The 26,786-nt window shown below is 70.6% G+C and carries 22 protein-coding genes; 6 read left to right on the forward strand and 16 right to left on the reverse strand.

The genetic code is table 11. The features are described from left to right. Positions 1-78: 78 nt before the first annotated feature. Positions 79-486 (reverse strand): MerC domain-containing protein, encoded by a 408-nt coding sequence (locus LY625_RS11610; RefSeq protein WP_233740376.1) that lies wholly within the window; start codon positions 484-486, stop codon positions 79-81. Positions 487-566: 80 nt separating this feature from the next. Between LY625_RS11610 and LY625_RS11615 the strand changes: the two genes are divergently transcribed. Beyond that, positions 567-2,759 (forward strand): TonB-dependent receptor, encoded by a 2,193-nt coding sequence (locus LY625_RS11615; protein WP_233740377.1) that lies wholly within the window; start codon positions 567-569, stop codon positions 2,757-2,759. A gap of 6 nt (positions 2,760-2,765) precedes the next feature. On the opposite strand, the gene LY625_RS11620 is transcribed toward LY625_RS11615, so the two are convergent. After that, positions 2,766-3,257, reverse strand: a complete 492-nt coding sequence (locus tag LY625_RS11620; RefSeq protein WP_233740378.1) for a transcriptional repressor — start codon at positions 3,255-3,257, stop codon at positions 2,766-2,768. A gap of 55 nt (positions 3,258-3,312) precedes the next feature. Further along, a complete protein-coding gene (gene gltX, locus LY625_RS11625; RefSeq protein WP_233740424.1) occupies positions 3,313-4,719 on the reverse strand; it encodes a glutamate--tRNA ligase in 1,407 nt (468 codons plus the stop codon). A gap of 73 nt (positions 4,720-4,792) precedes the next feature. Between gltX and lpxH the strand changes: the two genes are divergently transcribed. Continuing rightward, positions 4,793-5,527 (forward strand): UDP-2,3-diacylglucosamine diphosphatase, encoded by a 735-nt coding sequence (lpxH, locus tag LY625_RS11630; protein WP_233740379.1) that lies wholly within the window; start codon positions 4,793-4,795, stop codon positions 5,525-5,527. Positions 5,528-5,554: 27 nt separating this feature from the next. Here the strand turns inward: lpxH and LY625_RS11635 are convergent, their stop codons facing one another. The 9 genes from LY625_RS11635 to LY625_RS11675 form a co-directional block, all read right to left on the reverse strand. Further along, positions 5,555-6,028 carry a hypothetical protein gene (locus LY625_RS11635; RefSeq protein WP_233740380.1) on the reverse strand — a complete coding sequence of 158 codons (474 nt, stop codon included), beginning with the start codon at positions 6,026-6,028 and terminating at the stop codon, positions 5,555-5,557. A gap of 48 nt (positions 6,029-6,076) precedes the next feature. Next, complete coding sequence (locus LY625_RS11640) at positions 6,077-6,892, reverse strand: ferritin-like domain-containing protein (RefSeq protein ID WP_233740381.1); 816 nt, start codon at positions 6,890-6,892, stop codon at positions 6,077-6,079. Between the two features lie 41 nt (positions 6,893-6,933). Next, the gene (gene purF / locus LY625_RS11645) at positions 6,934-8,406 is read right to left on the reverse strand and encodes an amidophosphoribosyltransferase (protein ID WP_233740382.1); all 1,473 of its coding nucleotides are present in this window, start codon (positions 8,404-8,406) and stop codon (positions 6,934-6,936) included. A gap of 36 nt (positions 8,407-8,442) precedes the next feature. Next, the gene (locus tag LY625_RS11650; RefSeq protein WP_233740383.1) at positions 8,443-8,988 is read right to left on the reverse strand and encodes a CvpA family protein; all 546 of its coding nucleotides are present in this window, start codon (positions 8,986-8,988) and stop codon (positions 8,443-8,445) included. A 15-nt stretch (positions 8,989-9,003) separates the two neighbouring features. Beyond that, a complete protein-coding gene (locus LY625_RS11655) occupies positions 9,004-10,029 on the reverse strand; it encodes an SPOR domain-containing protein (protein ID WP_233740384.1) in 1,026 nt (341 codons plus the stop codon). 76 nt (positions 10,030-10,105) lie between these two features. Then, positions 10,106-11,410 carry a bifunctional tetrahydrofolate synthase/dihydrofolate synthase gene (gene folC / locus LY625_RS11660; protein ID WP_233740385.1) on the reverse strand — a complete coding sequence of 435 codons (1,305 nt, stop codon included), beginning with the start codon at positions 11,408-11,410 and terminating at the stop codon, positions 10,106-10,108. Positions 11,411-11,419: 9 nt separating this feature from the next. Further along, a complete protein-coding gene (locus LY625_RS11665; RefSeq protein WP_233740425.1) occupies positions 11,420-13,504 on the reverse strand; it encodes a S46 family peptidase in 2,085 nt (694 codons plus the stop codon). Between the two features lie 180 nt (positions 13,505-13,684). Further along, the gene (locus LY625_RS11670; protein ID WP_233740426.1) at positions 13,685-15,766 is read right to left on the reverse strand and encodes a S46 family peptidase; all 2,082 of its coding nucleotides are present in this window, start codon (positions 15,764-15,766) and stop codon (positions 13,685-13,687) included. 85 nt (positions 15,767-15,851) lie between these two features. Beyond that, positions 15,852-18,041: a S46 family peptidase gene (locus LY625_RS11675; RefSeq protein WP_233740386.1), complete on the reverse strand. Its 2,190-nt coding sequence runs from the start codon at positions 18,039-18,041 to the stop codon at positions 15,852-15,854. Between the two features lie 169 nt (positions 18,042-18,210). On the opposite strand from LY625_RS11675, the gene tdh reads away from it, so the two are divergent. Together tdh and kbl are read left to right on the forward strand one after the other, a co-directional pair. After that, complete coding sequence (tdh, locus tag LY625_RS11680) at positions 18,211-19,242, forward strand: L-threonine 3-dehydrogenase (protein ID WP_233740427.1); 1,032 nt, start codon at positions 18,211-18,213, stop codon at positions 19,240-19,242. 124 nt (positions 19,243-19,366) lie between these two features. Then, positions 19,367-20,587 (forward strand): glycine C-acetyltransferase, encoded by a 1,221-nt coding sequence (gene kbl / locus LY625_RS11685; protein ID WP_233740387.1) that lies wholly within the window; start codon positions 19,367-19,369, stop codon positions 20,585-20,587. A 77-nt stretch (positions 20,588-20,664) separates the two neighbouring features. Here kbl and LY625_RS13530 read toward each other — a convergent pair whose 3' ends face one another. The 3 genes from LY625_RS13530 to LY625_RS11700 all read right to left on the reverse strand — a co-directional run bounded on the left by LY625_RS13530 (position 20,665) and on the right by LY625_RS11700 (position 23,873). Further along, on the reverse strand, positions 20,665-21,306 hold the full coding sequence (locus LY625_RS13530; RefSeq protein WP_343223488.1) for a hypothetical protein: 642 nt from the start codon (positions 21,304-21,306) through the stop codon (positions 20,665-20,667). 178 nt (positions 21,307-21,484) lie between these two features. Then, positions 21,485-22,570, reverse strand: coding sequence for an OmpA family protein (locus tag LY625_RS11695; protein WP_343223489.1), 1,086 nt, complete (start codon positions 22,568-22,570; stop codon positions 21,485-21,487). A gap of 166 nt (positions 22,571-22,736) precedes the next feature. Beyond that, a complete protein-coding gene (locus tag LY625_RS11700) occupies positions 22,737-23,873 on the reverse strand; it encodes an OmpA family protein (protein WP_343223490.1) in 1,137 nt (378 codons plus the stop codon). A gap of 458 nt (positions 23,874-24,331) precedes the next feature. Between LY625_RS11700 and LY625_RS11705 the strand changes: the two genes are divergently transcribed. Together LY625_RS11705 and LY625_RS11710 are read left to right on the forward strand one after the other, a co-directional pair. Then, positions 24,332-24,790 (forward strand): cell wall hydrolase, encoded by a 459-nt coding sequence (locus tag LY625_RS11705; protein ID WP_233740388.1) that lies wholly within the window; start codon positions 24,332-24,334, stop codon positions 24,788-24,790. A gap of 86 nt (positions 24,791-24,876) precedes the next feature. Further along, entirely contained in the window at positions 24,877-25,488 is a 612-nt protein-coding gene (locus tag LY625_RS11710) for a glutathione S-transferase N-terminal domain-containing protein (protein WP_233740389.1), read from the forward strand. 107 nt (positions 25,489-25,595) lie between these two features. On the opposite strand, the gene prpC is transcribed toward LY625_RS11710, so the two are convergent. Then, positions 25,596-26,744, reverse strand: coding sequence for a 2-methylcitrate synthase (gene prpC, locus LY625_RS11715; protein WP_233740390.1), 1,149 nt, complete (start codon positions 26,742-26,744; stop codon positions 25,596-25,598). Between the last annotated feature and the right edge of the window lie 42 nt (positions 26,745-26,786).

Here is a 26,786-nt window from a genome sequence, read left to right on the forward strand (position 1 = left end):
GCCGGCGGCCGCCTGCAACGCAGGGCCGCGATCCAGCGGGAAAGCGGCGTAGATTATCACACCGCCCGCGCTCGCCAGCTAGTGGGCGCAGCCGTGATGCCGGCAACTGCGCAGGTGCTGCATCCGCAGGTTTGCCAGATGGGCCAGGCCTACCAGCACGCCACCGGCCGTCATCGCCAGCGCGTGCGGCCACGTGCTCAGGTGCAGCGGCGCATACAGGACCGCCATCCACAACAGGCCCAGGCCGGGCAGCAGCAGCCCCAGTGCCCTCGCCTGCCCGTGGCGCCGGTAACCCCACACCAGGCTGAACAGCCCCAAGGCGGTGGCGAAGAGCACGAACCCGAACTCGACGCGCTCGTCCGCCAGCAGCGCAATGCCCAGTGACGGCAACAGCGCCAGCAGGGCGGGGAGCAGCGCGCAATGGATCGCGCACAACAGCGAGCCCCAGGCTCCAAGGCGATCCAGCAGATGGTGGGTTTGCGGCATGTGGCGGCCCGGTTTCAGGGGTGGACTCGATGGTGGAACAATATAACATTCCGATTCCCCGATCCACACCAAACATGCACATGACCCGACAATTCAATCGCCTTCCGCTGTTCCTTGCCTTGGCCGCCCTCCTGCCGCTGCCCGCGCTGGCGCAGGAACCCGCACACGACGACCACCTCCACGACCTGGTCGACCTGGATGGCATCCAGGTGCGCGCCACGCCGATCCGCAGCACCGCCGACCAGCTCACCCGCCCAGTGGAGGTGCTGGCCGGCGAACGCCTGGACGCGGTCAAGTCCGCGACTTTGGGCGAGACCGTTTCGCGGCTGCCCGGCGTGCAGTCGTCGTGGTTCGGCCCCGGCGTTGGTCGCCCGGTGATCCGCGGCTTCGACTCCGCACGCGTCCAGGTCCTCAGCGACGGGCTGGGCAGCGGCGACGTCTCGACTGTCAGCGTCGACCACGCGGTGTCGATCGAACCGTTCCTGGCCGACCAGATCGAGGTGCTGAAAGGCCCGTCCACCCTGCTCTATGGCTCCGGCGCGATCGGCGGCGCGGTCAACGTGGTCGACGGCCGCGTGCCCGAGCGCGCGACCTACGAGCCCCTGGAAGGCCGCGCCGAGCTGCGCGCCGGCACGGTCAACGACGAACGCACCGGAATGCTGCGGCTGGACGGCACCTCCGCGGGCGGCTCGCTGGTCTTCCACGCGGATGCGCTGCACCGGGAAACCGGTGACCACGACATCCCCGGCTTTGCCGAGGTCCCCGGCCTGCCCGGCGATCACGCGGACGACCACGAGATGGCCAGGGACGTGTTGCCCAACAGCGCCCTGCGCACCGACAGCGCGGCGCTGGGGCTGTCGTGGATCGGCTCGCGCGGCTTCATCGGTGGCGCTGCATCCATGTACAGCAGCCGCTACGGCGTGCCGGGCCATTTCCACCCCGAGGGCGACGGCCACGGGCACGACGACCACGACCATGATCACGACCACGACCATGGCGATCACGACCATGACCACGGGGACGAAGCGGTCCAGATCGTGATGGACCAGCGGCGCACCGAACTGCGCGGCGGCCTGGACGACCTGGGGGTGTTCCGTTCACTGCGGGCCAGTGCCGCCCACACCCGCTACACCCATACCGAATTCGAGGGCGATGCCGTCGGCACGGTGTTCGACAGCGACAGCGTCGAGGCGCGGGTCGAACTGGTGCACCAGCCGCTGGCGGGATGGGAGGGCGCCCTGGGGGCGCAATGGTCGCAGCGCGATTTCCGCGCCGTGGGGCTCGAGGCCTTCGTGCCGGACTCCACCGGCCGCGACCTCGGGCTGTTCTGGCTGGGCGAGCGCGGCTTCGGTCCGCTGCGGCTGGAGGCCGGGGTCCGCCACGACCACATCGAGCTCGACCTGGACACCGCCACCCGCGCGGCGCCGTCGCGCCGCTTCGACAACACCAGCGCCTCGGTCGCGCTGCGCTGGGACGTCACCGACGGCACCCACCTGATGCTGGGGATGGACCGGGCGCAGCGTGCTCCGACCGCCGAGGAGCTCCATTCCTCCGGCTACCACGTGGCGACCGGCTCGGTGGAGATCGGCGACCCCACCCTGGACAGCGAGACCGCGCGGCGGGTGGAGCTGGGGCTGCACTGGCACCGTGGGCCACTGGCGCTGCAGCTGGCGGCCTTCCACGTGCGCTACGACGACTTCATCCACCTGGCGGCGACCGGCGTGGACGACGGCGGCCCGGTCCATGTGTGGAACCAGGCCGACGCCCGCTTCAACGGCGGCGAGGCCAGCCTGGACTGGACGATCGCGGACAACCACACCGGTGCCTGGAACCTGCGCCTGTTCGGCGACGTGGTCCGCGCCAGGCTGGCGGGCGGACCGGACCGCGTGGTCGACATCGCCGTCCCGCATGGCGACCACGCCCACCAGCACCAGGTCACCCTGCCCGGCCAGGGCAACCTGCCGCGCATCGCGCCGCGGCGCGCCGGCGCCGAGCTGGGCTGGATACAGGGTCCGTGGCGCGCCTCGCTGGGCGCGATCCGCTACGACGCACAGGACAGGGTGGCGCTGTACGAGACCACCACCGACGGCTACACGCTGGTCAACGCCAGCCTGGCCTGGCACCTGGACAGCGCGGCGGGGAGCGGGCTGGAGCTGTTCGTGGAGGGCAGCAACCTGCTCGACGAGGAGGCCCGCGTGCACACCTCGCCGCTCAAGGACCTGGCGCCGATGCCCGGTCGCGGGATCTCCTTCGGCGTCCGCGCGTTCTTCTGACCGCGCCTACGGGGTGCCCGGCCCGCTGGCGCAGGTGGCGCACAGGCCGTGCACCTCGAGCGTCTGCGCCCGCGGGATGAACCCGTGGGCGCGGGCGCGTGACTCCAGCGTGGCGACCACGTCCTGGTCCTCCAGTTCCACGGCGCGCTGGCACCGGTCGCAGATCAGGAACGGCACCGCGTGGGCCTCCGCCCCGGGGTGATGGCAGGCGACGAAGGAATTGATCGAGGCGAGCTTGTGGATGAAGCCGTTCTCGAACAGGAATTCCAGCGCGCGGTAGACGGTCGGCGGCGCGGCCGACTCATGGGTCTGCTTCATCCGGTCCAGCAGCTCGTAGGCCTTCACCGGGCCGCCGGCATCGGCGATCAGGCGCAGGGCCTGGGCGCGGATCGGCGTCAGGCGCAGGCCACGGGCGCGGCAGGCGCGCTCGACCTCATGGACGTAGGCGTCGGCGTCCTCGACGTGGTGGTGCGGATCGGTGCAGGGATGACTGGCCACGGGACAACTCTAGCGCCGGTTGCGGCGGGCGGCGAGCCGTCGCGGCCAAAACCGCCTACTCCTCCTGCGGGCACATCGCGATGGCGGCCTGGATGCGCGCCAGTGCCTCCTCGCGCCCCGCGAGGTACACGGTGTGGCCGATGTCCGGGCTGACCTGGCTGCCGGTGATCGCCACCCGCAGTGGCTGGGCGACCTTGCCCATGCCCAGCTCCAGCGCCGCCGCGGTCTCGGCCAGGGCGGCATTGATCGCCTCCGGGGTCCAGGCTGGCAGCGCCGCCAGGCGATCCCGCGCATCCTCCAGCGGCGCGCGGGCAGCGCCTTTCAGGTGCTTGGCCACCGCCTTGTCGTCATACGCCGTGATCGGCCCGAACCAGACTGCGGCGCGCTCGGCCATCTCGGCCAGGGTCTGGACCCGGTCGCGCAGCGCGACGACCACGTCGGCCGCCGCGGGGCCCTTTTCCAGGTCGTGGCCGGCCTGGCGCAGCTGCCACTCCAAGTGGCGGGCGACCTGGGCCGGCGCGTCGCTCTTGAGGTACTGCTGGTTGAGCCAGCCGAGCTTGGCCGAGTCCAGCCGCGCCGCCTTGGCGTTGACGTCCTTGAGGTCGAACAGCTGCTGCATCTCGGCGATCGAGAAGATCTCCTGGTCGCCATGCGACCAGCCCAGCCGGACCAGGTAGTTGAGCAACGCATGCGGCAGGTAGCCGGCATCGCGGTACTGCATGACGTCGGCGGCGCCGGTACGCTTGGACAGCTTGGCGCCCTGCTCGTCGAGGATCATCGGCAGGTGGGCGAAGGCCGGCACCGGTGCGCCCAGCGCCTGGTAGAGGTTGATCTGGCGCGGGGTGTTGTTGATGTGGTCGTCGCCGCGCACCACGTCGGTGATGCGCATGTCGAGGTCGTCGACCACCACCGCGAAGTTGTAGGTGGGATAGCCGTCGGGGCGGAAGATCACCAGGTCGTCGAGCTCGCTGTTGGCGATCTCGATCCGGCCCTTGACCTTGTCGTCCCAGGCCACGACGCCGTCCAGCGGGTTCTTGAAGCGGATCACCCGGTTCGGGTCGTCACGGTACGGCAGGCCGGCCTCGCGCGCGGCGCCGTCGTAGCGCGGCTTGCCGCCGGCGGCCATCGCCGCCTCGCGCATCTTCTCCAGTTCGTCCTTGCTCTCGTAGGCGTAGTACGCGTGCCCGGAAGCCAGCAGCTGCTCCGCTACCTCGCGGTACCGCTCCAGGCGCTGTGTCTGGTAGAACGGGCCTTCGTCGTAGTCCAGCCCGAGCCAGTCCATTGCCTCCAGGATCGCGTCGATCGCGGCCTGGGTGCTGCGCTCGCGGTCGGTGTCCTCCACCCGCAGGATGAACTGCCCGCCGCGCCGGCGCGCCTCCAGCCAGCAGTACAGCGCGGTGCGCGCGCCGCCGATGTGCAGGTAGCCGGTGGGACTGGGCGCGAAGCGGGTGCGGCAGGTCATGCGCGGGTGCTCGGTGAACGGGGCGCGCCATTCTAGCCCGGGCACCGCAAGGCCCGCGCCATACAATGGCGCGATGACGACGCTCTTCATCGCCGACCTGCACCTGGACGCCGAGCGCCCGCAGATCACCGAACTGCTCGGCCGTTTCCTGCGCGAGGAGGCCCGCGGGGCCGACGCGCTGTACATCCTCGGCGACCTGTTCGAGGCCTGGGTCGGGGACGACGATCCGTCGGAAACCGGGGCGTTCGTGGCCGCCGCGCTGCGCCAGGTCGCCGATGCCGGCACGCCGGTGGGGTTCATCCACGGCAACCGCGACTTCCTGCTGGGCCGCGGCTACGCCGCCCGCGCCGGCATGTCGCTGCTGGCCGAGCCCAGCGTGGTGATGCTGTACGGCCGTCCCGCGCTGCTCTCGCACGGCGACACCCTGTGCACCGGCGATGTCGCCTACCAGCAGTTCCGCGCCCAGACCCGCGACCCGGCCTGGCAGGCACAGTTCCTCGCCCAGCCGCTGCAGGCGCGGCTGGCCTTCGCCCGCCAGGCGCGCCAGGCCAGCCGGGCGCACCAGTCCGGCCTGGCCGATGCGGGCACGATGGAAACCATCACCGATGTCGCGCCCGCCGCGGTGGCGGCGACCTTCGCGCTGTACGGCGTGGACCTGATGATCCACGGCCATACCCACCGCCCGGCGGTACACGAACTGGAGGTGGACGGCCGCCCGCGGCAGCGGATCGTGCTCGGCGACTGGTACGAACAGGGCTCGGTGCTGCGGGTGGACCGCGGCGGGTCGAGGCTGGAAGCGCTGGCCTGATCCGCGCTGCCGGCCCGGCTGGCCGCGTCAGGACTCCGGCGGCAGTTCGCCGACCGGATCGGACCCGCGCCGCGCGCAGCCGGCCAGGACCCGCCCGCCCCACGCGAACCGGGAGCGGAAGTCGTGCATCCAGCCCGACATCGAGTCCTGGCACGGCTCCTGGTGCAGTTCCAGCACGAACGGCGCCCCGTCCGCCTCGCCGCTGAAACGCAGGACCCCGCCGGACTCCTCGCGCGTGGCCTGCAGCACCTGGCCGTCGAGGTCGTCCGGCGTGCTGTAGACCAGGGTCCCGCCGCTGGCGCGGACCGACCAGAACGGCTCGTTTCCGGTGGCGACGTAGTCGGCGGCGCCGGCGTCCACCCCGTCCTGCGACGGCTCGCCAGCCGGAGCCGCCGTCGCCGGGCCGCGTTGTTGCTGCCCGGCCCGGGAGGCGTCGTCGGCGGCACAGCCGGCAAGCAGGGCCGCGCACACCAGCGCGGGGGCAAGGCTGGAGAACTGCATGGCTTTCCCTTCGATGGACCTGTGAGCGCAGACCATAGCGGCCCGCGATCAGTCCGTCGTGAGCAGGCTTTCTTCCAGCATCCGCAACTCGTCCGCGCTGAAGCCGGCGCGGCTGCGCGCCTCGTGGTTGAACGGGCCGTACAGCACGGCGCGCGCGTACTCGGCCAGCAGGCGGCGGAAGGTCGGAAGCGGCGCCACCCCGGCGCGCTCGCAGTACCAGCGGAACCAGCGCGAACCGGCGGCCACGTGCGCCACTTCCTCGCGCAGGATCACCTCCAGGATCTCCACCGTGGCGGTGTCGCCCACGTCCTGCAGGCGCCGGATCATCCCCGGGGTGACGTCGAGGCCGCGGGCCTCCAGCACCCGCGGCACCAGCGCCATGCGTGCCAGTCCGTCGTGGGCGGTCTTCTCGGCCATTTCCCACAGCCCGTTGTGGGCATCGAAATCGCCGTATGCGTGGCCCATCGTGCGCAAGCGCGCCTGCAGCATGGCGAAGTGCCGCGCCTCGTCCCGGGCGCAGGACACCCAGTCGGCGTAGTACTGCGCCGGCATGCCGCGGAAGCGGTAGACCGCGTCCCAGGCCAGGTCGATGGCATTGAACTCGATGTGGGCGATGGCGTGGATGAAGGCGGCGCGGCCCTGCACGCTGCCCAGCCCGCGCCGCGGCAGCCCGCGGGGGTGGACCAGCTGCGGGCGCGCGGGCCGGCCGGGCATGCGGACCGGCTCCGGTGCCGGCGCATCGTCGGGCACCACCAGTTCGCCGCGGCCGAAGGCGGCCGTCGCCGCGAACGTGGCATCGAGCTTGGCCGCGACGCTGGCGGCGTCAAGGCAGGCGCGTGCGGCTTCGAACAGGGAACCGGGCATGTCCTGGCGATCGCGGCCATGGCCGCTCCTCGCCGCTCCTCCTACAGGGGCTGGCGGCGGGTGGTCTTGGCGGCGTCCGAGCGCAGCTGGCGGATGCGCTCGAAGTAGTCCTCGCCCGGGCCGGTGACGTACTCGCCATTGAAGCAGGAGCAGTCGAACCGGGTCGGCCCGCCCTTCGGGCTGGCGACCGAGTCCTCCAGGTCGGCCAGGTCCTGGTAGACCAGCCAGTCCACGCCGAGCAGCGCCTCGATCTCCCGCTCGCTGCGGCCGTGGGCGATGAACTCCTCGGCCGCCGGCATGTCGATGCCGTAGATGTTCGGGTAGCGCACCGGCGGTGCCGCCGAGGCCAGGTAGACCTTGCGCGCGCCCACGTCGCGGACCATCTGCACGATCTGCCGCGAGGTGGTGCCGCGCACGATCGAGTCGTCGACCAGCAGCACCACCCGGTTGCGGAACTCCAGCGGGATCGGGTTGAGCTTGCGCCGCACCGACTTCGTGCGCTGCTCCTGGCCGGGCATGATGAAGGTCCGGCCGACGTAGCGGTTCTTGACGAAGCCCTCGCGGTACTTGACCCCCAGCACGTTGGCGACTTCGAGCGCGGCATCGCGCGAGGAGTCGGGGATCGGGATCACCGTGTCGATGTCGTGGCCGGGCCGCAGGCGCAGGATCTTCTCGCCCAGCTTCTGGCCCATGCGCATGCGCGCCTTGTGCACCGAGACCTCGTCGATCATCGAGTCCGGCCGGGCCAGGTAGACGTACTCGAAGATGCACGGGGTGTGCTCGCCGGGCTCGGTGCACATGCGCGAGTGCAGCCGGCCGTCCGCGGTGATCACGATGCCCTCGCCCGGGGCCACGTCGCGCACCCGCTCGAAGCCGATCAGGTCGAAGGCGACCGACTCGGAGGCCACCGCCCATTCGTCGCCGGCCGGCCCGCTGCGCCGGCCCAGCACCAGCGGCCGGATGCCGTTGCGGTCGCGGAACGCCACCAGGCCCAGGCCCAGCACCATGGTCACCGCGGCGAACCCTCCGGTGCAGCGCCGGTAGACGTTCTCCAGCGCGCGCAGGGCCGCCTCGGGCGAAAGCTCGCGCTGCTTGTCGAGCTCATGGGCGAAGACGTTCAGCAACACTTCCGAGTCGGACTCGGTATTGACGTTGCGCCGGTCCTGGGCGAACACCTCCGCGCGCAGCGCCTCGGTGTTGACCAGGTTGCCGTTGTGGGCGAGCGCGATGCCGTATGGCGAGTTGACGTAGAACGGCTGCGCCTCCTCGTGGCCCTCGCTGCCCGCGGTCGGGTAGCGGCAGTGGCCGACCCCGATGTGGCCGACCAGCTTGCGCATGGCGGCCGCGTCGAACACGTCGCTGACCAGGCCGTTGCCCTTGTGCACCAGCAGCCGGTGGCCATGTGCGGTGGCGATGCCGGCGGCATCCTGGCCGCGGTGCTGCAGCACCATCAGTCCGTCGTAGAGCTGCGCCGCGACGTCGTGTTGGCCGACGATTCCGATGATGCCGCACATGGTCGTATGTCCTGCTGTATTGCGGAAAGAAGAAGCTCAGGCGCCCTCGGGCGCCGGGAGCGGGGCGATCAGCGCGGGACCGCTGCGCTCGCCGCGCAGGTCCAGCTCGGCCGCGACCCAGCCGGGCAACAGGCCTGCCAGCCACGACGCGCCGGGAAGGAAAACCGGCAGCAAGCGCGACTGCTGCCAGGCCGGCTCCCGGGGCAGCTCGCTCAGGCCCAGCAGCAGCACCAGCACGCAGGCGATCAGCACGCCACGTGCCAGGCCGAGCAGCAGGCCGAGGAAGCGGTCCATCGCCGACAGACCGATGCCGTGCACCAGCTTGCGCAGCAGCCAGCCGGCGATGCCGACCACCAGCAGCACGCCGATGAAGGCCAGCGCATAGCCGCCAAACAGCTGGGCCGTCCCCGGGACACCATCGGGCTCCAGCATCCGCGCCACTTCGGCGCCGAAACGGAAGGCGCCCCAGCCGGCGAGGATCCAGGCGGCCAGCGAGGCCAGCACCCCGATCAGGCCGCGGAAGGCGCCGAAGACCGTGGACACGGCGACGATCGCCAGCAACACCAGATCGATGGCGGTCATCCTGGGCCCCGCCGGTCAGGGATGGGAGTGGACCAGGCCGTCGATCTGCAGCCGCGCCTTGGCCTGCACCCTGAGCTGTTCGGCGGCGGCGCGGTCGGCCACCGGGCCGACCTGCACCCGGTGCACGCGACCCTTGTCGGTCTGCACCGCCTCCACGAACGCGCTCAGCCCCTGGCTGCGGGCACGGTCGCGCAGGGCGTTGGCCGAGGCCTCGCTGCTGAACGAGCCCAGCTGGACGGCGAAGCCGGTGCCGACGGCGGCGGCCGGCGGCGTGGTGGCCGGCGGCGTAGCGGCCGTCGGCTTTGGCGCTGCAGGGGCGGCCGGCGCATCGGGCTCCGGCTGCCGGGCCACGGCCGGCTGGCGTTCGGAGCCCGACCCGGTCTGGCGCGCGGGCTGCGGGTCCGGTTTGCGGACCGGCCGCTCCTGCGGCGCATCGGCCAGCTCGGCGGCATCCGGATGACGGGCCGCATCGAGCACCACCACCTGCGAGCCCACGTCGTCGCGCACATGGGCCGCGCGCAGGCGCGCGACCTCGGCGGTGGCACGCGAGTCGAACGGGCCGATGCGCACCCGGTGCAGGGTCCGGCCGTCACGCTGCTCCGGCTCCTGGTAGCCGGCCAGTTGCGAGGCCAGCAATGCCGCGACCACGCGCTGGGCGTCGGCCGGGTTGGCATAACTGCCAAAGCTCACCGCGAATCCGCCCCCGGCGGTCGCCGGCGGCATCATTTCCGACTCTGCTTCGGCCTGCTCCGCCGAGGCGGCCTGGGCGCGTTCCCCGGCGGTGTCGACGGTCGGCAGCCCGCCACCCGCGACGAGTCCTTCTTCGTCTTCCCCGCCTTGCGCCGGTGCCGGCGTGCGCGGCGGCAGCAGTGGCAGCTCGCGGGTCTCGAACTCGCCCGCGGGCTCCGGCGGCACGTCCAGCGGGATATCGCCCACGCCGCTCTCCGGCGCAGGCCCCTTGATCAGCATCGGCAGGAAGATGACAGCCAGCGCCACCAGCACGGCGGCACCGACCAGGCGCTGTTTCAGGGCAGGTTCCATCTGGGCTCGATGCAGGGGAATGCCCGGCGATTATAGCCGTGCCGCCCGCCCTGCCCGGGCCGCCGCGTACCGGCGTTCATCCCGGCGCAGCCTGCAGCAGGCGCAACGCGGCCGCAGCGGTGTGGAATGAGCCGAACACCAGGACCCGGTCACCCGGGATCGACGCGGCGAGCGCGGCCTCCAGCGCACCGGCGACATCGGCGTGCACGCTGCCCGACGCCGCGTCGGTCCCGGCCAGGCGCGAGCGCAGGCCGGCGCCGTCACAGGAGCGCGCGCCCTCGCCTTCCAGCCCCGCCAGGTGCCAGTGGGCGATCCGGCCGGCCAGTTCGGCGACTACCCCCGCCGCGTCCTTGTCGGCCAGCGCGGCGTAGACCGCACGGGTGGCGCCGGTGGCCGGGTGGTCGACCAGCCATTGCGCCAGCGCGGCCGCGGCCTGCGGGTTGTGGCCGACGTCGACCAGCACTTCGATCCCGTCGCGCTGGAAACGCTGCAGCCGCCCGACCAGCCGCGCCGCCACCAGGCCCTCCCGGATCGCCCGCTCCGCCGGCGGCTGCTCCAGCGCGCGCAGGGCGGCGATGGCGACCGCGGCGTTGCGCAGTTGCACCGGGGCGGCCAGCGCGGGCCGCGGCAGGTCGAACCGGCAGCCGACCTCGCGCCAGCGCCACAGGCCCGGCTCCGCGTCCGCCGGTGACGGCTCGAAGAAAAAGTCGCAGCCCACCCGCAGTGCGCTGGCGCCGATCGCATAGGCGCGCTCGAGCACGCTGGAGGGCGGGTCGTCATCCCCCAGCACCAGCGGCTTCCAGGCCCGGGCGATGCCGGCCTTCTCGCGGCCGATGCTCTCGCGATCCGGGCCCAGCCAGTCGGCATGGTCGATGTCGACGGTGGTGATCACCGCCACGTCCGGCTCGACGATGTTGGTCGCATCCAGCCGCCCGCCCAGGCCGACCTCCAGCAATGCCAGGTCCAGCCCGGCGCGCCCGAACAGCCACAGCGCCGCCAAGGTGCCCATCTCGAAGTAGGTCAGCGCGACGGCCCCGCCACCCCGTGGCGCCCGGGCCGCCTCCACCGCCTCGAAGGCCTCGACCAGCGCGGCATCGTCCACCGGCTCGCCATCGATCCGCACCCGCTCGTTGTAGGCCAGCAGGTGCGGCGAGGTGTAGCTGCCGACCCGGCGCCCGTCGGCACGGGCGATCGCCTCCATGAAAGCGACGGTCGAACCCTTTCCGTTGGTCCCGGCGACCAGTACCACCTCGGCCGCCGGCCGGCCGAGGCCCATGCGGGTGGCGACCCCGCGCACCCGGTCCAGGCCCAGCGCGATCCCGGCCGGGTGCAGCTGCCCGATGCGTTCGAGCCACCCGGCAAGGTCGAGGCGCTCAGCCATGGCCGGGAATCAGTCGGCCAGCCCCATCTCGCGCAGCACTTCCGGCGCGGGATAGACCTCTTCCATGATCCAGCGCATGTAGCGCCCATCCACGGCGATGACGCGGGTCAGCTCCGGGTTGAACACCCAGTTGGAGGCGACCGACTCCCAGTTCATGTCGAACACCAGGCCGACCAGCTCGCCGCGGGCGTCCAGCACCGGGGAGCCGGAGTTGCCGCCGGTGATGTCCAGGTCGGCGGTGAAGTTGACCGGGACGGTACCCAGCTCCTCGCTGGCCAGGCCGGCGTACTCGCCGGCGGCGATCTTCTCCAGCTGCACCTGCGGGGCGTTGAACGGATCCTCGCCGGTGTGCTTGGCAGGGATCTGCTCCAGTGTGGTGAACGGCGGCAGCTCGACGCCGTCGGGACGGGTGTAGCCCTGGACGTTGCCGAAGGTGATGCGCAGCGAGGAGTTGGCGTCCGGGTAGACATGCCCGCCCTGGCTGCGGCGGTAGTCGGCCGCGGCCTGCAGCCAGGTCGGCCGTGCCAGCAGCTCCACGCCCTCGCGGTCCTTCCGGGCCTGTTCCTGGGCAGTGAAGTACGGGGCCATCGCCACGGCCAGTTCGATCGCCGGATCCCCGCTCGCTTCCAGCGTGGCCTGGTCGGATTCCAGCAGCGCCAGCCGGGTGTCCAGCCCGCCCAGCGCGGTGCCGGCCAGGCGGTCCAGCGCCGCCTGCACGGCTGCCTCGCCGTCACCGCCGAGCCACTGGTCCAGGGCCGGGACGCGCTGGTCCTGCGGCAGGGCGACGTACTGGCGCAGCCAATATTCCTGCAGCTGGCGGTCCATGTCCGGGTGATAGCGGCGGTCCATCTGCCGCATCGCGCCCTCGATGCCCGGCAGGTCGCGCTGCTGGTAGCCCGCTTCGCGCTCGGCATCGGGCCTGGCACGCTCGATCGACAGCCGGTGCAGGGTGCGCGCGGTTCCCAGGGCACCGGTGCGGAACAGCTGCGGGACCACCAGGTCGCGCTCGCGGGTGGCGTTGCCCTGCTCCAGCAACTCGACCAGGGTGGCGTGCGCGTCCAGCGCCGCCTGCCCTTCGGCACCCTGGCCGCGCAGCCAGTCGAGCACGGCCTGCTCGTCGCGGTGCTTGATCGCGCTGGCGCCCATGCGCTCGAAGCCCTCGAGCTGGCCGCCGTAGTTCTTCATCACGTTGTGCCAGCCCCGCACGGTGCTGGCGTACTTGACCTCGATGTCCTTGTCGGCCGCGCCGGCGGCTTCGACCAGCCCGACCAGGTCCTGGTAATGATCCCGGGTGGTCGGGTAGCTCCAGCCGGTGGTGGCATCGAACTCGTCGGCCAGTGCCCAGCGGAAGGTGCGCCCCGGGTAACCGGCGACCATGACGAAGTCACCGGCCTCCAGCGGCTGGCTGGCGACCTTCAGCCAGTGCTTCGGCTGGTAGGGCACGTTGTCTTCGCTGTACGGCGCGGGCTTGCCATCGGGTCCGACGTAGGCGCGGTAGAAGCTGAAGTCGCCGGTGTGGCGCGGCCACATCCAGTTGTCGATGTCGCCGCCGTAGCTGCCGACGCTGTTGGGCGGGGCGTGGACCAGGCGGACGTCGCGGATCTCCAGGTTGCGGAACAGCCGGTAGTCGTTGCCGCCCAGGAAGCTGTACAGGTGGCAGCGGTAGCCCGGCTCGGTCTCGCAGTCGGCGACCAGCTGCTTTTCCAGGGCGTCCAGCGCGTGGGTGCGGGCACGGCCGTCGCCGGCCGCCTCCAGCGTTGCGCGGACCTGCGCGGTGACGTCGGTGATCCCATCGAGGACGTAGATGCGGGCGTTCGGCCCGGCGGAGAGCTCGCCTTCCTTCGTCCCGGCATTGAAGCCCAGTTCGATGAGGTTGTTCTCGGCGGTGGAGTTGAGCTGGATCGCGCCATAGGCGCAGTGATGGTTGGTGACCACCAGGCCCTGCGGGGAGACGAAGCTGGCGGTGCACCCGCCAAGCGAGACCACCGCGCCCATCGGGTCGCCGGTCAGGTCGGCGAGCTGCTCCGGCGCCAGCTCCAGGCCGGCCTGTTTCAGCGGGCCGGCGATGTCGGGCAGCTGCTGGGGCACCCACATGCCCTCTCCGGCCATGGCGGTACCGGTGCCCGCCAGCGCGATGGCGACGGCCAGGATGGAATGACGCATGGGTACGCTCCTCGGGAATGGAAACCCGCCGAGTGTAGCCGTGCCGCGGCCGCGCCGGCAGGGTCGCCGGTCATGCCGCCGCCCCGGTGCGGGGCGGCGGACCAGGAGCCCTCAGTCGACCGGCAGGGCCATCTCGCCGAGCAGGTGGTGCGCCGGGTAGACCTTGTCCATCAGCCAGCGCATGTAGCGCATGTCGACGTGGATCGCCCGCTTGTAGCGTGGGTCGTACATCCAGCTGGCGCTGACCGACTCCCAGTTGCTGTCGAAGTTCAGGCCGATGATCCGGCCTTCGGCGTCGAGCACCGGCGAGCCGGAGTTGCCGCCGGTGGTGTCCAGGTTGGTCATCAGGTTGACGGTCTGGGTGCCCAGCGCGGCATCGGCGGTGTTGCCGAAGTCGCCGGCGGCGATCGCCTCCAGCAGGCGCTCCGGGGCGTCGAACGGCGCCTGCCCGGTGTGCTTCTCGACGATCCCGGCCACCGTGGTCAGCGGCTGGTAGAGCACCCCGTCGCGTGGCCGCAGGGTGCTGACCCGGCCGTAGCTGACCCGCAGCGTCGAGTTGGCATCCGGATACACCGCACGGTCCTGCGAGTGGCGGTACCCGACCAGCGTGCGCATGTAGGACGGCCGCAGGCGCAGCAGTTCGCCCTCGCGGGCCTTGGCCTCGTCCTCGATGCGCAGCAGCGCCGGCAGCAGGGTGGCGGCGGCCCGCAGCAGGGAATCGTCCGCGGCGGCGAGCGCGGCCGGGTCGGCCTGCAGCCAGTCCAGCCGCGCCTGCGCCTGGTCCAGCGTGGTGCCGGCGTAGAGCGCGTCGATGCGTTGGTCGAGCGCGGCCGGGTCGGTGCCGAACACCCGGTCGAACTCCGGCAGGTGCTGGTCGGCCGGCAGGGCCAGGTACTGACGCACCAGGCTGGCCAGCAGGGCCTTTTCCACCGGCTCGGCGTAGCGGCGCTGCACCCGCTCCAGGCCGGCGCGGATCAGCGGCTCGTCGCGCAGCTGGTAGCCGGACTCGCGCCGCGCGTCGGGCTTGCCGCGCTCCAGCGCCAGCCGCTGCAGGCGCAGGGCGGCGTCGAAGACCTCGGTGCGTCCCAAGGTGGCGACCAGCTGATCGCGCTCGCGGGTGGCACTGGCTTCGGCGAGCACCGCGCGCACGGCGTCGATATCGGCCAGGGTGGCCTCCGCATCGCCCCGCGAACGCAGCCAATCGAGCATCGCCGCCTCGTCGGCGGCGCGAACCTCGACCGCATCGCTGCGCTGCAGGCCCTCCAGCTCCCCCCGGGCGCGCTTGAGGTTGTTCTCCAGGCTGGCCACGGTCGCGGCGTAGCGCACCTTGAGCTCCGGCTGGCCTTCGGTGCGTTCGGCGATGGTGTCGAGCAGCCCGCCGTACAGCGCCACCCGCGATGGCAGCTGCCAGCCCACCTGTTCGGCGAACTCGGAGGCCATGCGGTGGCGGAAGGTCCGCCCCGGGTAGCCGGCGAGCATGGCGAAATCGCCCTCCTCCACCGCCGCGGTGGACACCTGCAGGTGCGCCGGCGGGGTGTAGGGCACGTTGTCGGGGGAGAAGTCCGCCGGCCGCCCGTCGGGGCCGACGTAGGTGCGCAACAGGGTGAAATCGCCGCTGTGGCGGGGCCACATGAAATTGTCGATCTCCCCGCCGTAGCCGCCGATCGCGTCCGGCGGGGCGTAGGCCAGGCGGATGTCGCGCAGCTCCAGCTGGGTGACCAGGTAGAAGTCGGCGCCGTAGTGCACGTCGACCACGCTGCAGCGGTTGCCGGGCTCCTGCTCGCACTCGGCCACCAGTGCCTTGCGCGCGTCCTCGACGGCGTCGTGGTAGGCGCGGCCGGTCTTGCCGCGGGCGCCGGCGAGGACCCGGTCGGTGACGCGGTCGAAGCCGGTGGTCACCCGCACCCGGTAGTCCGGGTTGGCCGGCAGCTCGTCGTCCCGGGTGGCCGCGACATAGCCGTTTTCGATCAGGTCGCGATCGGGCGTGGAGTTGTACTGGATCACCCCGAAGGCCACATGGTGGTTGGTCAGCAGCAGGCCATCGGCGGAGACGAACGCACCGGTGCCGCCGCCCACCCGCACCACCGCATTGAGCGGCGGCCGGGTGAGGTCGGCCAGCGCGGCCGGCTCGCCCTGGAAGCCGGCTTCGCGCAGCTGGGCGGCGATCTCCGGCAGCTGCGCGGGCAGCCACATGCCCTCGTCGGCGTGGGCGGCCAGCGCGGTGCCGGCGGCAAGTGCGAGTGCGGCCAACCGGGGGCCGCGGCGGAGCGTGCGGTGGTCAGTCATGGGGCAGTCCCATCTCCTCGAGCAGGTGCTCGGCGTGGTCGACCTCGTCCATCACCCAGCGCATGTAGCGGGTGTCGACGTGGATCGAGCGGGTGAGTTCCGGGTTGAAGATCCAGCCGGCGTTGAGGCTCTCGTAGTTGCCGTCGAACAGCAGTCCGACCAGCTCGCCGTCGGCGTTGAGGGTCGGCGAGCCGGAATTGCCACCGGTGGTGTCGACGTCGCTGAGGAAGTTCACCGGCACGTCGCCCAGCGACTCCATGCGGTACTGCGCGCCGCGCCCTTCGGCGATCGCGTCCAGCTGCGACTGCGGCGAGGCGAACGGCTCCTTGCCGGTGACCTTGGCCACCAGCCCGTCGAGGGTGGTGAACGGCACCATCCGCACGCCATCACGCGGGGAATAGCCGCGCACGGTGCCGAAGGTGATCCGCAGCGAGGAGTTGGCGTCCGGGTAGACGGCACGCCCCTGGTCGGCGTTGAAATCGATCATCGCCTGCATGAACTGCGGGCGCAGCGCGGAGACCCGGCCGGCGCGGGCCTCTTCGAGCTCCTCGTCGGCCAGCAGCACCGGCATCAGGCCCACCGCGAACTGCAGCGCCGGGTCCGCGGAGGCCTCGATCGACGCGGCATCGGCCTGCAGCCAGCGCAGGCGCTCGGCCTGGTCGCCCAGCGCGGAGGCATAGAGTGCGTCCAGCCGCGCATCCAGCTCCGGGATGGTGGTGTCGGCGGCGCCGATCCCCAGCCAGGCGTCCAGCTCCGGCACCCGCTGCGCGGCGGGAACGCGTTCCGCATAGCGCTGCAGGCGCAGGGCCATCAGCGCACGGTCGACGGCCGGGTCGTAGCGCTTGTCGAAGGCCTCCAGCGCGCCCCGCAGCCGGGCCGCGTCGCGCTCCTGGTACCCGGTCTTGCGCTCGGCATCCGGCTTTGCCTGCTCCAGGGCGTTGCGATAGAGCTGCACCGCCACCCCGGCCAGTCCGCCGTTGACGTTGCCCAGCCACAGGTCGCGCTCGCGGGTGGTCCGCTCTTGCTCGAGCTCCCGGGCCAGTTCGTCGATCGCGGCGATCGTCTCGCGCCCCCGCGCGCCCCCGTCCGCCAGCCACGCGCGCAACGCGTTCTCGCGATCGCGCTTCATGCCGACCGGGTCTTCCATCCGGGCGAAGCCGTCCAGGTTGCCCTGGTAGAGCTTGAGCACGTTGTTGTAGCCGGCCACCGTGGAGGCGTACTTCAGCGCCGCGGCCCGGTCGCCGGCGGTGGTGCGCTCGATGGTCTCCAGCGAATCGCGCAGGTACTGCACCGTCACCGGATACTGCCAATCGATGACCTGCTCGACCTCGTCGGCCAGCCGGTAGCGGTTGGTCCGGCCCGGGTAGCCGGTGACCATCACGTAGTCGCCCTCGACCAGCGGCTGCTGGGACACCGTCAGCCAGCTGGCCGGCTCGAACGGCACGTTGCCTTCCGAATACGGCGCCGGCTTGCCGTCCGGGCCCACGTAGGCGCGCAGGAAGGCCCAGTCGCCGGTATGGCGCGGCCACTCGAAGTTGTCCTCGTCGCCGCCGAACTTGCCGATCAGTTCCGAGGGGGCATAGACCAGGCGCACGTCCTGGATCTCCAGCTGGCGGATCAGCGAGAACTGCAGCCCGCCGTGGAAGTTGTAGACGTTGCAGCGCAGCCCGCCCGGCGCCTCGCACCCGGCCACCAGCGCCTTGCTGCGCGATTCGATGGCATCGAAGCGCTGCTTGCCGTCCATGCCCTCCAGCCCGTCGGTCACCTGCGCGGTGACGTCACGGATGTCCTGGGTGACGTAGATGCGCGAGGTCGGCGCCGCCGGCAGCTCCTCGGCCAGGTCGCGGGCGACGAAGCCGTCGGCCAGCAGGTCGCGCTCCGGGGTCGAGTTGTACTGCAGGTTGCCGTAGGCGCAATGGTGGTTGGTCACCACCAGCCCCCGAGGGGACACAAAGCTGGCGGTGCACCCGCCGAGGCTGATCACCGCATCGAGCGGCTTGGCCGCCAGGTCGGAGAGTGCCTCCGGCTCCATCCGCAGGCCGAGCGCCTTGAGCCGTCCGGCGAGCTCGGGCATCTGCGAGGGCTGCCACATGCCTTCGTCGGCATGGGCGGCAGGGGCGTTGAGCAGGGCGGCGGGCAGCAGCGAGAGCGCCAGCGCGGCCGGGAGGATACGGATCTTCATGGGATTCCCCGATGGGTCGACCGGTGAAGATAGGCAGGCCCGTGCGTGCGCTGCAAGGCCCGGCAGTCACGCCCCGCGGGGTCCGGCATTCACCGCCGCGCCGGTACAATCTGCGGTCACGTTTCCCCTGCAGGCCCATCCGATGCCCCACGCCAATCCCGCCCCCGAGCTGCCCACCACCATGCGCGCGCTGGTCAAGCGCGAGGCCGCCCGGGGCATCTGGATGGAAGAGGTCCCGGTCCCCACGCCCGGCGCCAACGAGGTGCTGATCAAGGTCGAGAAGACCGCGATCTGCGGCACCGACCTGCACATCTACCTGTGGGACGAGTGGAGCCAGCGCACGATCGAGCCCGGGCTGGTGATCGGCCACGAGTTCGTCGGCCGCGTGGTCCGGGTCGGCCCCGGGGTCACCGGTTACCAGGTCGGCCAGCGGGTCTCGGCCGAAGGCCACATCGTCTGCGGCCACTGCCGCAACTGCCGCGGCGGGCGCCAGCACCTGTGCCCCAATACCGTCGGCATCGGCGTCAACCGCGATGGTGCGTTCGCCGAGTACATCGTCATGCCGGCCACCAACCTGTGGCCGATCCCGGACCAGATCCCCTCCGAGCTGGCCGCCTTCTTCGACCCTTATGGCAATGCGGCGCATTGCGCGCTGGAGTTCGACGTGGTCGGCGAGGACGTGCTGATCACCGGCGCCGGCCCGATCGGCATCATCGCCGCCGGCATGTGCAAGCACATCGGTGCGCGCAACGTGGTGGTCACCGACGTCAACGACTACCGCCTGAAGCTGGCCGCCGACATGGGCGCCACCCGCGTGGTCAACGTCGCCAACACCTCGGTGAAGGACGTGATGGCCGAACTGCACATGGAAGGCTTCGACGTCGGCCTGGAGATGAGCGGCAACCCGCGCGCCTTCAACGACATGCTCGACTGCATGTACCACGGCGGCAAGGTCGCCCTGCTGGGCATCCTGCCCAAGGGCGCCGGCATCGACTGGGACCGGATCATCTTCAAGGGCCTGACCGTGCAGGGCATCTACGGCCGGAAGATGTACGAGACCTGGTACAAGATGACCCAGCTGGTGCTCGGCGGCTTCCCGCTGGGCAAGGTGCTGACCCACCAGCTGCCGGTGGATGAGTTCCAGCAGGGCTTCGACCTGATGGAATCCGGCAGGGCCGGGAAGGTCGTACTGGGCTGGTAAGGGCAGTACCCGTCATTCCCGCCCACGCGGGAATCCACGCCGGGCATGCGCCCGTATCCGGGTGGCTGGCGCCACGGGCCCATCCGGGCAAGAACAACGTCCATGGGTCCCCGCGTTCGCGGGGATGACGGACCGAATCAAGGAGTTTTCCATGTCCCTGACCGAACGCTACGAACACACCCTCGACGAAATCCGCGGGCAGGGGCTGTTCAAGTCCGAGCGGATCATCACCGGCCCGCAGTCCGCGGAGGTCACGCTGGAGGACGGCCGCACGGTGCTGAACTTCTGCGCCAACAACTACCTGGGCCTGGCCGACCATCCGGCGATGATCCAGGCCGCCCGCGAGGCGCTGGACACCCACGGCTTCGGCATGGCCTCGGTGCGCTTCATCTGCGGCACCCAGGACCTGCACAAGGAGCTGGAGAAGACCATCGCGGATTTCTTCGGCACCGAGGACACCATCCTCTACGCCGCCTGCTTCGACGCCAACGGCGGGTTGTTCGAGCCATTGCTGGGACCGGAGGACGCGATCATCTCCGACAGCCTCAACCACGCCTCGATCATCGATGGCGTGCGCCTGTGCAAGGCCAGGCGCTACCGCTACGCCAACTGCGACATGGCCGACCTGGAGAAGCAGCTCCGGCAGGCCCGCGAGGACGGCGCGAACACGATCATGATCACCAGCGATGGCGTGTTCTCGATGGACGGCTTCATCGCGCCGCTGGACGAGATCACCGCACTGGCCGAAAAGTACGACGCGCTGGTGCACATCGACGAGTGCCACGCCACCGGCTTCATCGGCGCCACCGGCCGCGGCTCGGCCGAGGTCAAGGGGGTGATGGAGAAGATCGACATCTTCACCGGCACCCTGGGCAAGGCCATGGGCGGCGCGGTGGGCGGCTTCACCACCGCGAAGGCCGAGGTGATCGAGATGCTGCGCCAGCGCTCGCGCCCCTATCTTTTCTCCAACTCGCTGCCGCCGCACGTGGTGGCCGCGGGCACCAAGGCCTTCCAGATGCTCGACCAGGCCGGCGAACTGCGCGAGCGGCTGGCGCAGAACACCGCCTGGTTCCGCGGGCGCATGGAGGCCGCCGGCTTCGACCTGAAGCCCGGCACGCATCCGATCGTGCCGGTGATGCTCTACGACGCCCCGCTGGCCCAGCGTTTCGCCGAGCGCCTGCTGGAGGAAGGCATCTACGCGATCGGCTTCTTCTTCCCGGTGGTGCCGCAGGGGCAGGCCCGGATCCGCACCCAGGTATCGGCCGCACACACCCGCGAGCAGCTGGAGCGTGCGGTCGACGCGTTTACCCGCATCGGCCACGAGCTGGGCGTGCTCAAGGACTGACCCGCTCCGGCAGCGCAACGGAAAACGGCCGCGTTCAATGCGGCCGTTTTCATTCGTGCGTACGACCGGCCAAGCGGTTATTCGACTTTGATCCCTTCCTCGGCGGCACCCTCCGGCGCCTGGGGCAGCAACTCCCCGGCGGCGGCATCGCCCTCGACCGGCGTGCGACCCTTCGCCACCCGCACGCCCTTGGCCTCCATCCACGCGGCAAAGGCATCGGCGGTCATGCGCTCGCCGTTCTGGTTCATGTTGAACCGCCACGGCGTATTGTCGAATTCGGTCCGCGGCTTGTAGGTCGCCGCATCGATGAGCTCCGGCGCAGGTGCCGCCGGAGTGGCGCTGGCGACCATCGCCCCGGCGCCCGGTACGACCTCCAGCTCCGCGGGTGCCGCGTCCATCGGAGGCACGCCGGAAACCGACGGAACCTCCATCGCGCCACCCGATATCGGCTGCACGCTTGCGAGCTGCGCGCAACCCTCCAGCTGCTGGCGGTAAAGCACCTGCTCGGCGGACAAATCGCCGGTGAGCGACTGGTCGAGCACCCCGCCGGCAATGCCAAGCGGCTGCGCCGGCAATTCCAGTTCACCGGCAACCGGCGCGATGTCGGTGGCGGCGGGTGCCAGCTGGGGCGCGGCGAGTGCAGCGCAGTCGGCCGGCGCCTGCGCGTGTGCGAGGCTGGCGAGGGACATCAGTACGGCGGCCGCGATGACGCGTTCCATGGGTGCTCTCCTGCATATGGACCGGCGGCCGTGCACCGCCCGTTCGACCGCGGCAGTGTAGGCCCGCACGGGCCGGAGCGACAACCATTCAGGGCACATTCGGTGAGCGCAAAAGAGGAAGCCCGGCACAAGGCCGGGCTTCCTGGTACTGCTGGAGGAGATCCCCCGTGCAGCGGGCTCAGTTCTGGACGTTGAGCTCGGTGCGGCGGTTGGTCTCGCTCTTGCACTGCGGCAGGGTCTGCGGGGTGTTCTCGAGCGGACGGCTCTCGCCGAAGCCGTTCGGGCCCACCAGGCGCGAGGCGGCAATGCCGTTGCTGGTCAGGTAGTCGTACACCGCATTGGCGCGACGCTCCGACAGCGACTGGTTGTAGGCGTCGGCACCGCACAGGTCGGTGTGGCCGGCGACTTCAACGCGCAGGTCCGGGTAGCGCTGCAGGATCTGCACCGCCTCGCCCAGCACCGCCACCGCGTCCGGACGCAGGGTCGACTTGTCGAAGTCGAAGTTCACGCCGCGCAGGTCGATCGACACCGGCACCGGGCAACCGTCCGGACCGATGGTCTGGCCGGGCTGCGAGTTCGGGCACTTGTCGTCGCAGTTGTTCACGCCGTCGCCGTCGTCGTCCAGGTCGGCACAGCTCGGGGCGGCAGGCGCCGGCGCCGGGGCAACCGGGGCGACCGGCTCCGGACCCAGCGGCACCACGACGCCGACCGAGGCCAGCAGGTCGCCGAACCAGTCCTCGTTCGGGGCATTGACGCTCTGGTCGTCGAAGTCGGCGCGGTAGGCCAGCTCGGTGCGGATCTTCACCCGACCGGCGTCGCCCTGGGCACCGAAGCCGACCTTGGCCGCCAGGTTGCCGTCTTCGCGCTCACCCGGGGAAACCGGGTTCGGGAACGCGTCGAACTCCTCTTCGGCGCGCTGGTAGCCCAGGCCCATCAGCAGGTACGGATTCCAGCCACGGCCCTCCACCACGAAGTGGCGGCGCAGGTCGAGCGAGATGCCGTACTGGCTCCAGTTCAGGTCGCGGTTGGCGTCCTTGTTGGGGTTCTGGTAGTTCAGCTCGGCGTCCAGCGACCAGTTCGGGTCGATGAACTTGCCCACGCCGATCGCCCCGAACGGGGTATCACGGGTACCGCGATCGTTGTCCTGGATGTTCATGCCGGCCGAACCGGTGACATACCAGCGATCATCGAACTCCTGCGCGTTGGCCGTGGCGGTCAGCGCCAGGCCCGCGAGAAGCGCCGTGCCAAGCAGGCGAGTCTTCATCAGTTGTGCTCCTTCGGGGGATGTGAAACGGGGTGAACGCGCCGAATCATACACATTCAGCAACCTGTCTACACGGCAGGACTGCATCCGCAACAAAGACGAAGCCCGGCGAACCGGGCTTCGCTCGAGGCGGTTTCACGCCTCTATCCGCGTGTGGACGCCGTGCTCAGTTCTGGACGTTGAGCTCGGTGCGGCGGTTGGTCTCGCTCTTGCACTGCGGCAGGGTCTGCGGGGTGTTCTCGAGCGGACGGCTCTCGCCGAAGCCGTTCGGGCCCACCAGGCGCGAGGCGGCAATGCCGTTGCTGGTCAGGTAGTCGTACACCGCATTGGCGCGACGCTCCGACAGCGACTGGTTGTAGGCGTCGGCGCCGCACAGGTCGGTGTGGCCGGCGACTTCAACGCGCAGGTCCGGGTAGCGCTGCAGGATCTGCACCGCCTCGCCCAGCACCGCCACCGCGTCCGGACGCAGGGTCGACTTGTCGAAGTCGAAGTTCACGCCGCGCAGGTCGATCGACACCGGCACCGGGCAACCGTCCGGACCGATGGTCTGGCCGGGCTGCGAGTTCGGGCACTTGTCGTCGCAGTTGTTCACGCCGTCGCCGTCGTCGTCCAGGTCGGCACAGCTCGGGGCGGCAGGCGCCGGCGCCGGGGCAACCGGGGCGACCGGCTCCGGACCCAGCGGCACCACGACGCCGACCGAGGCCAGCACGTCGCCGAACCAGTCGGCGCCATCGTCGCGCGGCACGTCGTCGTTGAGGAATGCGCCGATGCTGTCGTCGTCCGCATCGATGCGGTAGGCCAGCTCGGTACGGATCTTCACCCGGCCCACGTCACCCTGCGCACCAAAGCCGACCTTGCCGGCGATGTTGCCTTCCTTGCGCTCGCTTGGCGCGCCATTGCGCTCGAAGCGCGCGGGCAGCAGCGGGTTGGAGGGATCGAACTCCTCCTCGGCGCGCTGGTAGCCCAGACCCATCACTACGTACGGATTCCAGTTACGGCCTTCGGCGATGAAGTGGCGGCGCACGTCGAACGAAATGCCGTACTGGCTCCAGTTGAGGTCCTGGTTACGGTCGGTGTTGGGGTTCTGGTAGTTCAGCTCGGCGTCGACCGACCAGTTCGGGTTGATGAACTTGCCCAAGCCGATCGCGCCGAACGGTGCATCGCGGGTACCACGCTCGTTGTCCTGGATATTCATGCCGGCCGAACCGGTGACGTACCAGCGATCGTCGAATTCCTGCGCACCGGCGGCACCGGCCACGCCCAAGCCACCGATGAGGGCGGCGCAGAGAAGTTTCTTGTTCATGTGTTTCTCCTTGAAGAGTCCAAAATCCGAAACCGGCTTGTGCGTGGTTCCCGAATTGCGTGGGGACGGCCGCCTAGTGACGCCATCGCGGCGCAGGTTAGGTTTGGCTCTGTGAAAGCAGTGTTAACGCGCATCTAACAACCCACGCCTGGCCAGCGGACGGCGATCAGCCGGCAAGGCCGGCAGTTGCCCGGTGCTTCTATCCCGCCGTGGACGGTCGGCACGTGAATCAACCGTTCACGCTGTGTTTATTTTGCGGCCGGTACCGTGCCGCGACTTTTCCGTCCGCCCAAGTCGGCGGCGGCACCCTCGCCCGACCCGCGTTGACCGCGGACCAGGCGCCGGGGCAAAGCGCGCCATCTAGAGCCGCAGCCCTCCCCAGTACGTCCGGCCATGCCCGCCTTCTTCCGTTGCAGTCCGGAAGCAGGCGGATGCGCCTACGGAGCAAGGAGACACCTATGAAACTGGCATGGATCCTGTGGCTGGCCTCCATCCTGCCGCCACAAACCGCAGATTCCCTGTGCCTGAGCACCACGCTTTACCTGGAGGCACGCAACCAGTCCATCCAGGGCCAGCAGGCCGTGGCCGAGGTCGCCCTGCGCCGCCGCGACAGCGGACTTTGGGGTGACAGCGTGTGCGAGGTGGTGACCGCGCGGAAGCAGTTCGCGCCGACCCTGGTCTCGCCGAACTACCGGCTGCACAACACCGAGGCGTGGGCACGTGCGGTGACCATCGCCCTTGACGCCCAGCGCAACTGGGAACTGCCCCCCGGCGAGCGCCAGGAGCTCGTGCCCGGCGCGAGCCACTTCGCGGCGCTGGCGATCGCCAGCCCCAACTGGCAGAACGCATACCGGGTGGCGACCATCGGCGACCACACCTTCCTGCGGGTACAGAACCTCGCCCCCGGCGGGACCTGAGCGCGAGACAGCGTTTCAGCGCGAAAACACGGACATGACGGGCGGGTCGGCGAGAATGCCGGCCCGCTTTCCCTTCCGGAGTCCGCATGAAGCTCTACACCAAGCCCGGCGCGTGCTCGACCGCCGACCACATCGCGCTGGAGTGGACAGGCACCGAGTACCAGGCCGAGGTGATGACCCCCGAGTCGCTGAAGTCGCCCGCCTACCTGCGGATCAATCCCTCGGGCGCGGTCCCGGCACTGGTCGATGGCGATTTCGTACTCACCCAGAACGCCGCGATCATGGGCTACATCGCCGATACCCATCCCGGAGCCGGCCTGGCCGGGAACGGGAGCGCACGACAGCGGGCCGAGGCCACCCGCTGGCTGGCCTTCGTCAACGCCGACCTGCACCCGGCCTTCCTGCCGCTGTTCGCCCCGGCCCTGTTCGCCGCGCCCGATGGCGCCCCGGACGCGCTGCGGCAGGCGACGCTCGGCCGGATCCGCCGACTGCTGGAAAGTGCCGACCGCCAGCTGCAGGGCAAGCAGTGGCTGGCGGGCTTCCGCAGCTTCGCCGATCCCTACTTCTACATGACGCTGCGCTGGGCCGGTGCCATGGGTGTCGACCTGGCCGGCCTGGACAATATCGAGGCGTTCAGGCGGCGCATGGAAGCCGACCCGGGCGTGCAGGCGGTGCTGCGTGCCGAGGGCCTGGACTGACTCCCGGGGGGAATCGCCCCACCCCGGAAACGGAAAGGCCGCGCCCCGGGGCGCGGCCTTTCCTTATATATGCGTGTCCGTTTGCCGGATCCGCCGGTCCCGCCGGTTCAGCGCGATTCCAGCGGTGGATACTCGCGGTTCTCCGGACCGGTGTAGTTCGCGCTGGGGCGGATGATCTTGCCGTCCTCGCGCTGCTCGATCACATGGGCGCTCCAGCCGGTGGTGCGCGCGATCACGAACAGCGGGGTGAACATGGGGGTCGGGATGCCCATCATGTGGTACGCGCTGGCGCTGTACCAGTCCAGGTTCGGGAACATCTTCTTGGTGTCCATCATCAGGTTCTCGATGCGCTCGGACACGTCGAACAGCACCGGGTTGCCGCCCTCGGCACACAGGTCGCGGCTGATCTGCTTGATGACCGGGTTGCGCGGATCGCCGATGGTGTAGACCGGGTGGCCGAAGCCGATGACGATCTCCTTGCGCTCCATGCGCGCGCGGATGTCGGCCTCGGCCTCGTCGGCCGAGCCATAGCGGCTGATGATGTCCATCGCCACCTCGTTGGCACCGCCGTGCTTGGGCCCGCGCAGCGCGCCGATCGCGCCGGTGAGGCAGGAGTACAGGTCCGACCCGGTGCCGGCGATCACCCGCGCGGTGAAGGTGGAGGCGTTGAACTCGTGCTCGGCGTAGAGGATCAGCGACTTGTCCAGCGCATCGACGTGCAGCTGGCCCGGCGGCTCGCCGTGCAGCAGGTGCAGGAAGTGCCCGGCCACGGTGTCGTCGTCGGTCTCGGTGTCGATCCGGCGGCCGTTGCGGGTGAAGTGCCACCAGTACAGCAGCATCGAGCCGAAGCTGGCGATCAGCCGGTCGGCGATGTCGCGCGCCTCGGCCGCCGGGTGGCCCTCGCGCTCGGGCAGCACGGTGCCCAGCACCGAGCAACCGGTGCGCAGCACGTCCATCGGGTGGGCCGCGGCCGGCACCAGCTCCAGCGCTTCGGTGACGATTGCCGGGAGCCCGCGCAGGCGGCGCAGCTTGGTCCGGTAAGCCTTGAGCTGCCCGTGGGTCGGCAGGTCGCCGTGCACCAGCAGGTGGGCGACCTCCTCGAAGCTGGAGCGGGTCGCCAGGTCCTTGATGTCGTAGCCACGGTAATGCAGGTCGTTGCCGCTGCGGCCGACGGTGCACAGCGCGGTGTTGCCGGCGGCGGTGCCCGACAGGGCAACGGACTTCTTGGGCTTGGGCAGGGTGGTGGTTTCGGTCATGTAATCGTTCCTCGTATCTTCAATCCCTTCTCCCGCGGGCGG

This window comes from Lysobacter sp. GX 14042, from assembly GCF_021390425.1.
Classification (GTDB): domain Bacteria; phylum Pseudomonadota; class Gammaproteobacteria; order Xanthomonadales; family Xanthomonadaceae; genus Novilysobacter.

What these genes read in the sequence shown, in the direction of transcription:
- LY625_RS11610 (WP_233740376.1), bottom strand. Translation starts at nt 486, where the DNA reads ATGCCGCAAACCCACCATCTGCTGGATCGCCTTGGAGCCTGGGGCTCG.
- LY625_RS11615 (WP_233740377.1), top strand. Translation starts at nt 567, where the DNA reads ATGACCCGACAATTCAATCGCCTTCCGCTGTTCCTTGCCTTGGCCGCC.
- gltX (WP_233740424.1), bottom strand. Translation starts at nt 4,719, where the DNA reads ATGACCTGCCGCACCCGCTTCGCGCCCAGTCCCACCGGCTACCTGCAC.
- lpxH (WP_233740379.1), top strand. Translation starts at nt 4,793, where the DNA reads ATGACGACGCTCTTCATCGCCGACCTGCACCTGGACGCCGAGCGCCCG.
- LY625_RS11635 (WP_233740380.1), bottom strand. Translation starts at nt 6,028, where the DNA reads ATGCAGTTCTCCAGCCTTGCCCCCGCGCTGGTGTGCGCGGCCCTGCTT.
- LY625_RS11640 (WP_233740381.1), bottom strand. Translation starts at nt 6,892, where the DNA reads ATGCCCGGTTCCCTGTTCGAAGCCGCACGCGCCTGCCTTGACGCCGCC.
- purF (WP_233740382.1), bottom strand. Translation starts at nt 8,406, where the DNA reads ATGTGCGGCATCATCGGAATCGTCGGCCAACACGACGTCGCGGCGCAG.
- LY625_RS11650 (WP_233740383.1), bottom strand. Translation starts at nt 8,988, where the DNA reads ATGACCGCCATCGATCTGGTGTTGCTGGCGATCGTCGCCGTGTCCACG.
- LY625_RS11655 (WP_233740384.1), bottom strand. Translation starts at nt 10,029, where the DNA reads ATGGAACCTGCCCTGAAACAGCGCCTGGTCGGTGCCGCCGTGCTGGTG.
- folC (WP_233740385.1), bottom strand. Translation starts at nt 11,410, where the DNA reads ATGGCTGAGCGCCTCGACCTTGCCGGGTGGCTCGAACGCATCGGGCAG.
- LY625_RS11665 (WP_233740425.1), bottom strand. Translation starts at nt 13,504, where the DNA reads ATGTGGGTGCCCCAGCAGCTGCCCGACATCGCCGGCCCGCTGAAACAG.
- LY625_RS11670 (WP_233740426.1), bottom strand. Translation starts at nt 15,766, where the DNA reads ATGTGGCTGCCCGCGCAGCTGCCGGAGATCGCCGCCCAGCTGCGCGAA.
- LY625_RS11675 (WP_233740386.1), bottom strand. Translation starts at nt 18,041, where the DNA reads ATGAAGATCCGTATCCTCCCGGCCGCGCTGGCGCTCTCGCTGCTGCCC.
- kbl (WP_233740387.1), top strand. Translation starts at nt 19,367, where the DNA reads ATGACGGACCGAATCAAGGAGTTTTCCATGTCCCTGACCGAACGCTAC.
- LY625_RS13530 (WP_343223488.1), bottom strand. Translation starts at nt 21,306, where the DNA reads ATGGAACGCGTCATCGCGGCCGCCGTACTGATGTCCCTCGCCAGCCTC.
- LY625_RS11695 (WP_343223489.1), bottom strand. Translation starts at nt 22,570, where the DNA reads ATGAAGACTCGCCTGCTTGGCACGGCGCTTCTCGCGGGCCTGGCGCTG.
- LY625_RS11700 (WP_343223490.1), bottom strand. Translation starts at nt 23,873, where the DNA reads ATGAACAAGAAACTTCTCTGCGCCGCCCTCATCGGTGGCTTGGGCGTG.
- LY625_RS11705 (WP_233740388.1), top strand. Translation starts at nt 24,332, where the DNA reads ATGAAACTGGCATGGATCCTGTGGCTGGCCTCCATCCTGCCGCCACAA.
- LY625_RS11710 (WP_233740389.1), top strand. Translation starts at nt 24,877, where the DNA reads ATGAAGCTCTACACCAAGCCCGGCGCGTGCTCGACCGCCGACCACATC.
- prpC (WP_233740390.1), bottom strand. Translation starts at nt 26,744, where the DNA reads ATGACCGAAACCACCACCCTGCCCAAGCCCAAGAAGTCCGTTGCCCTG.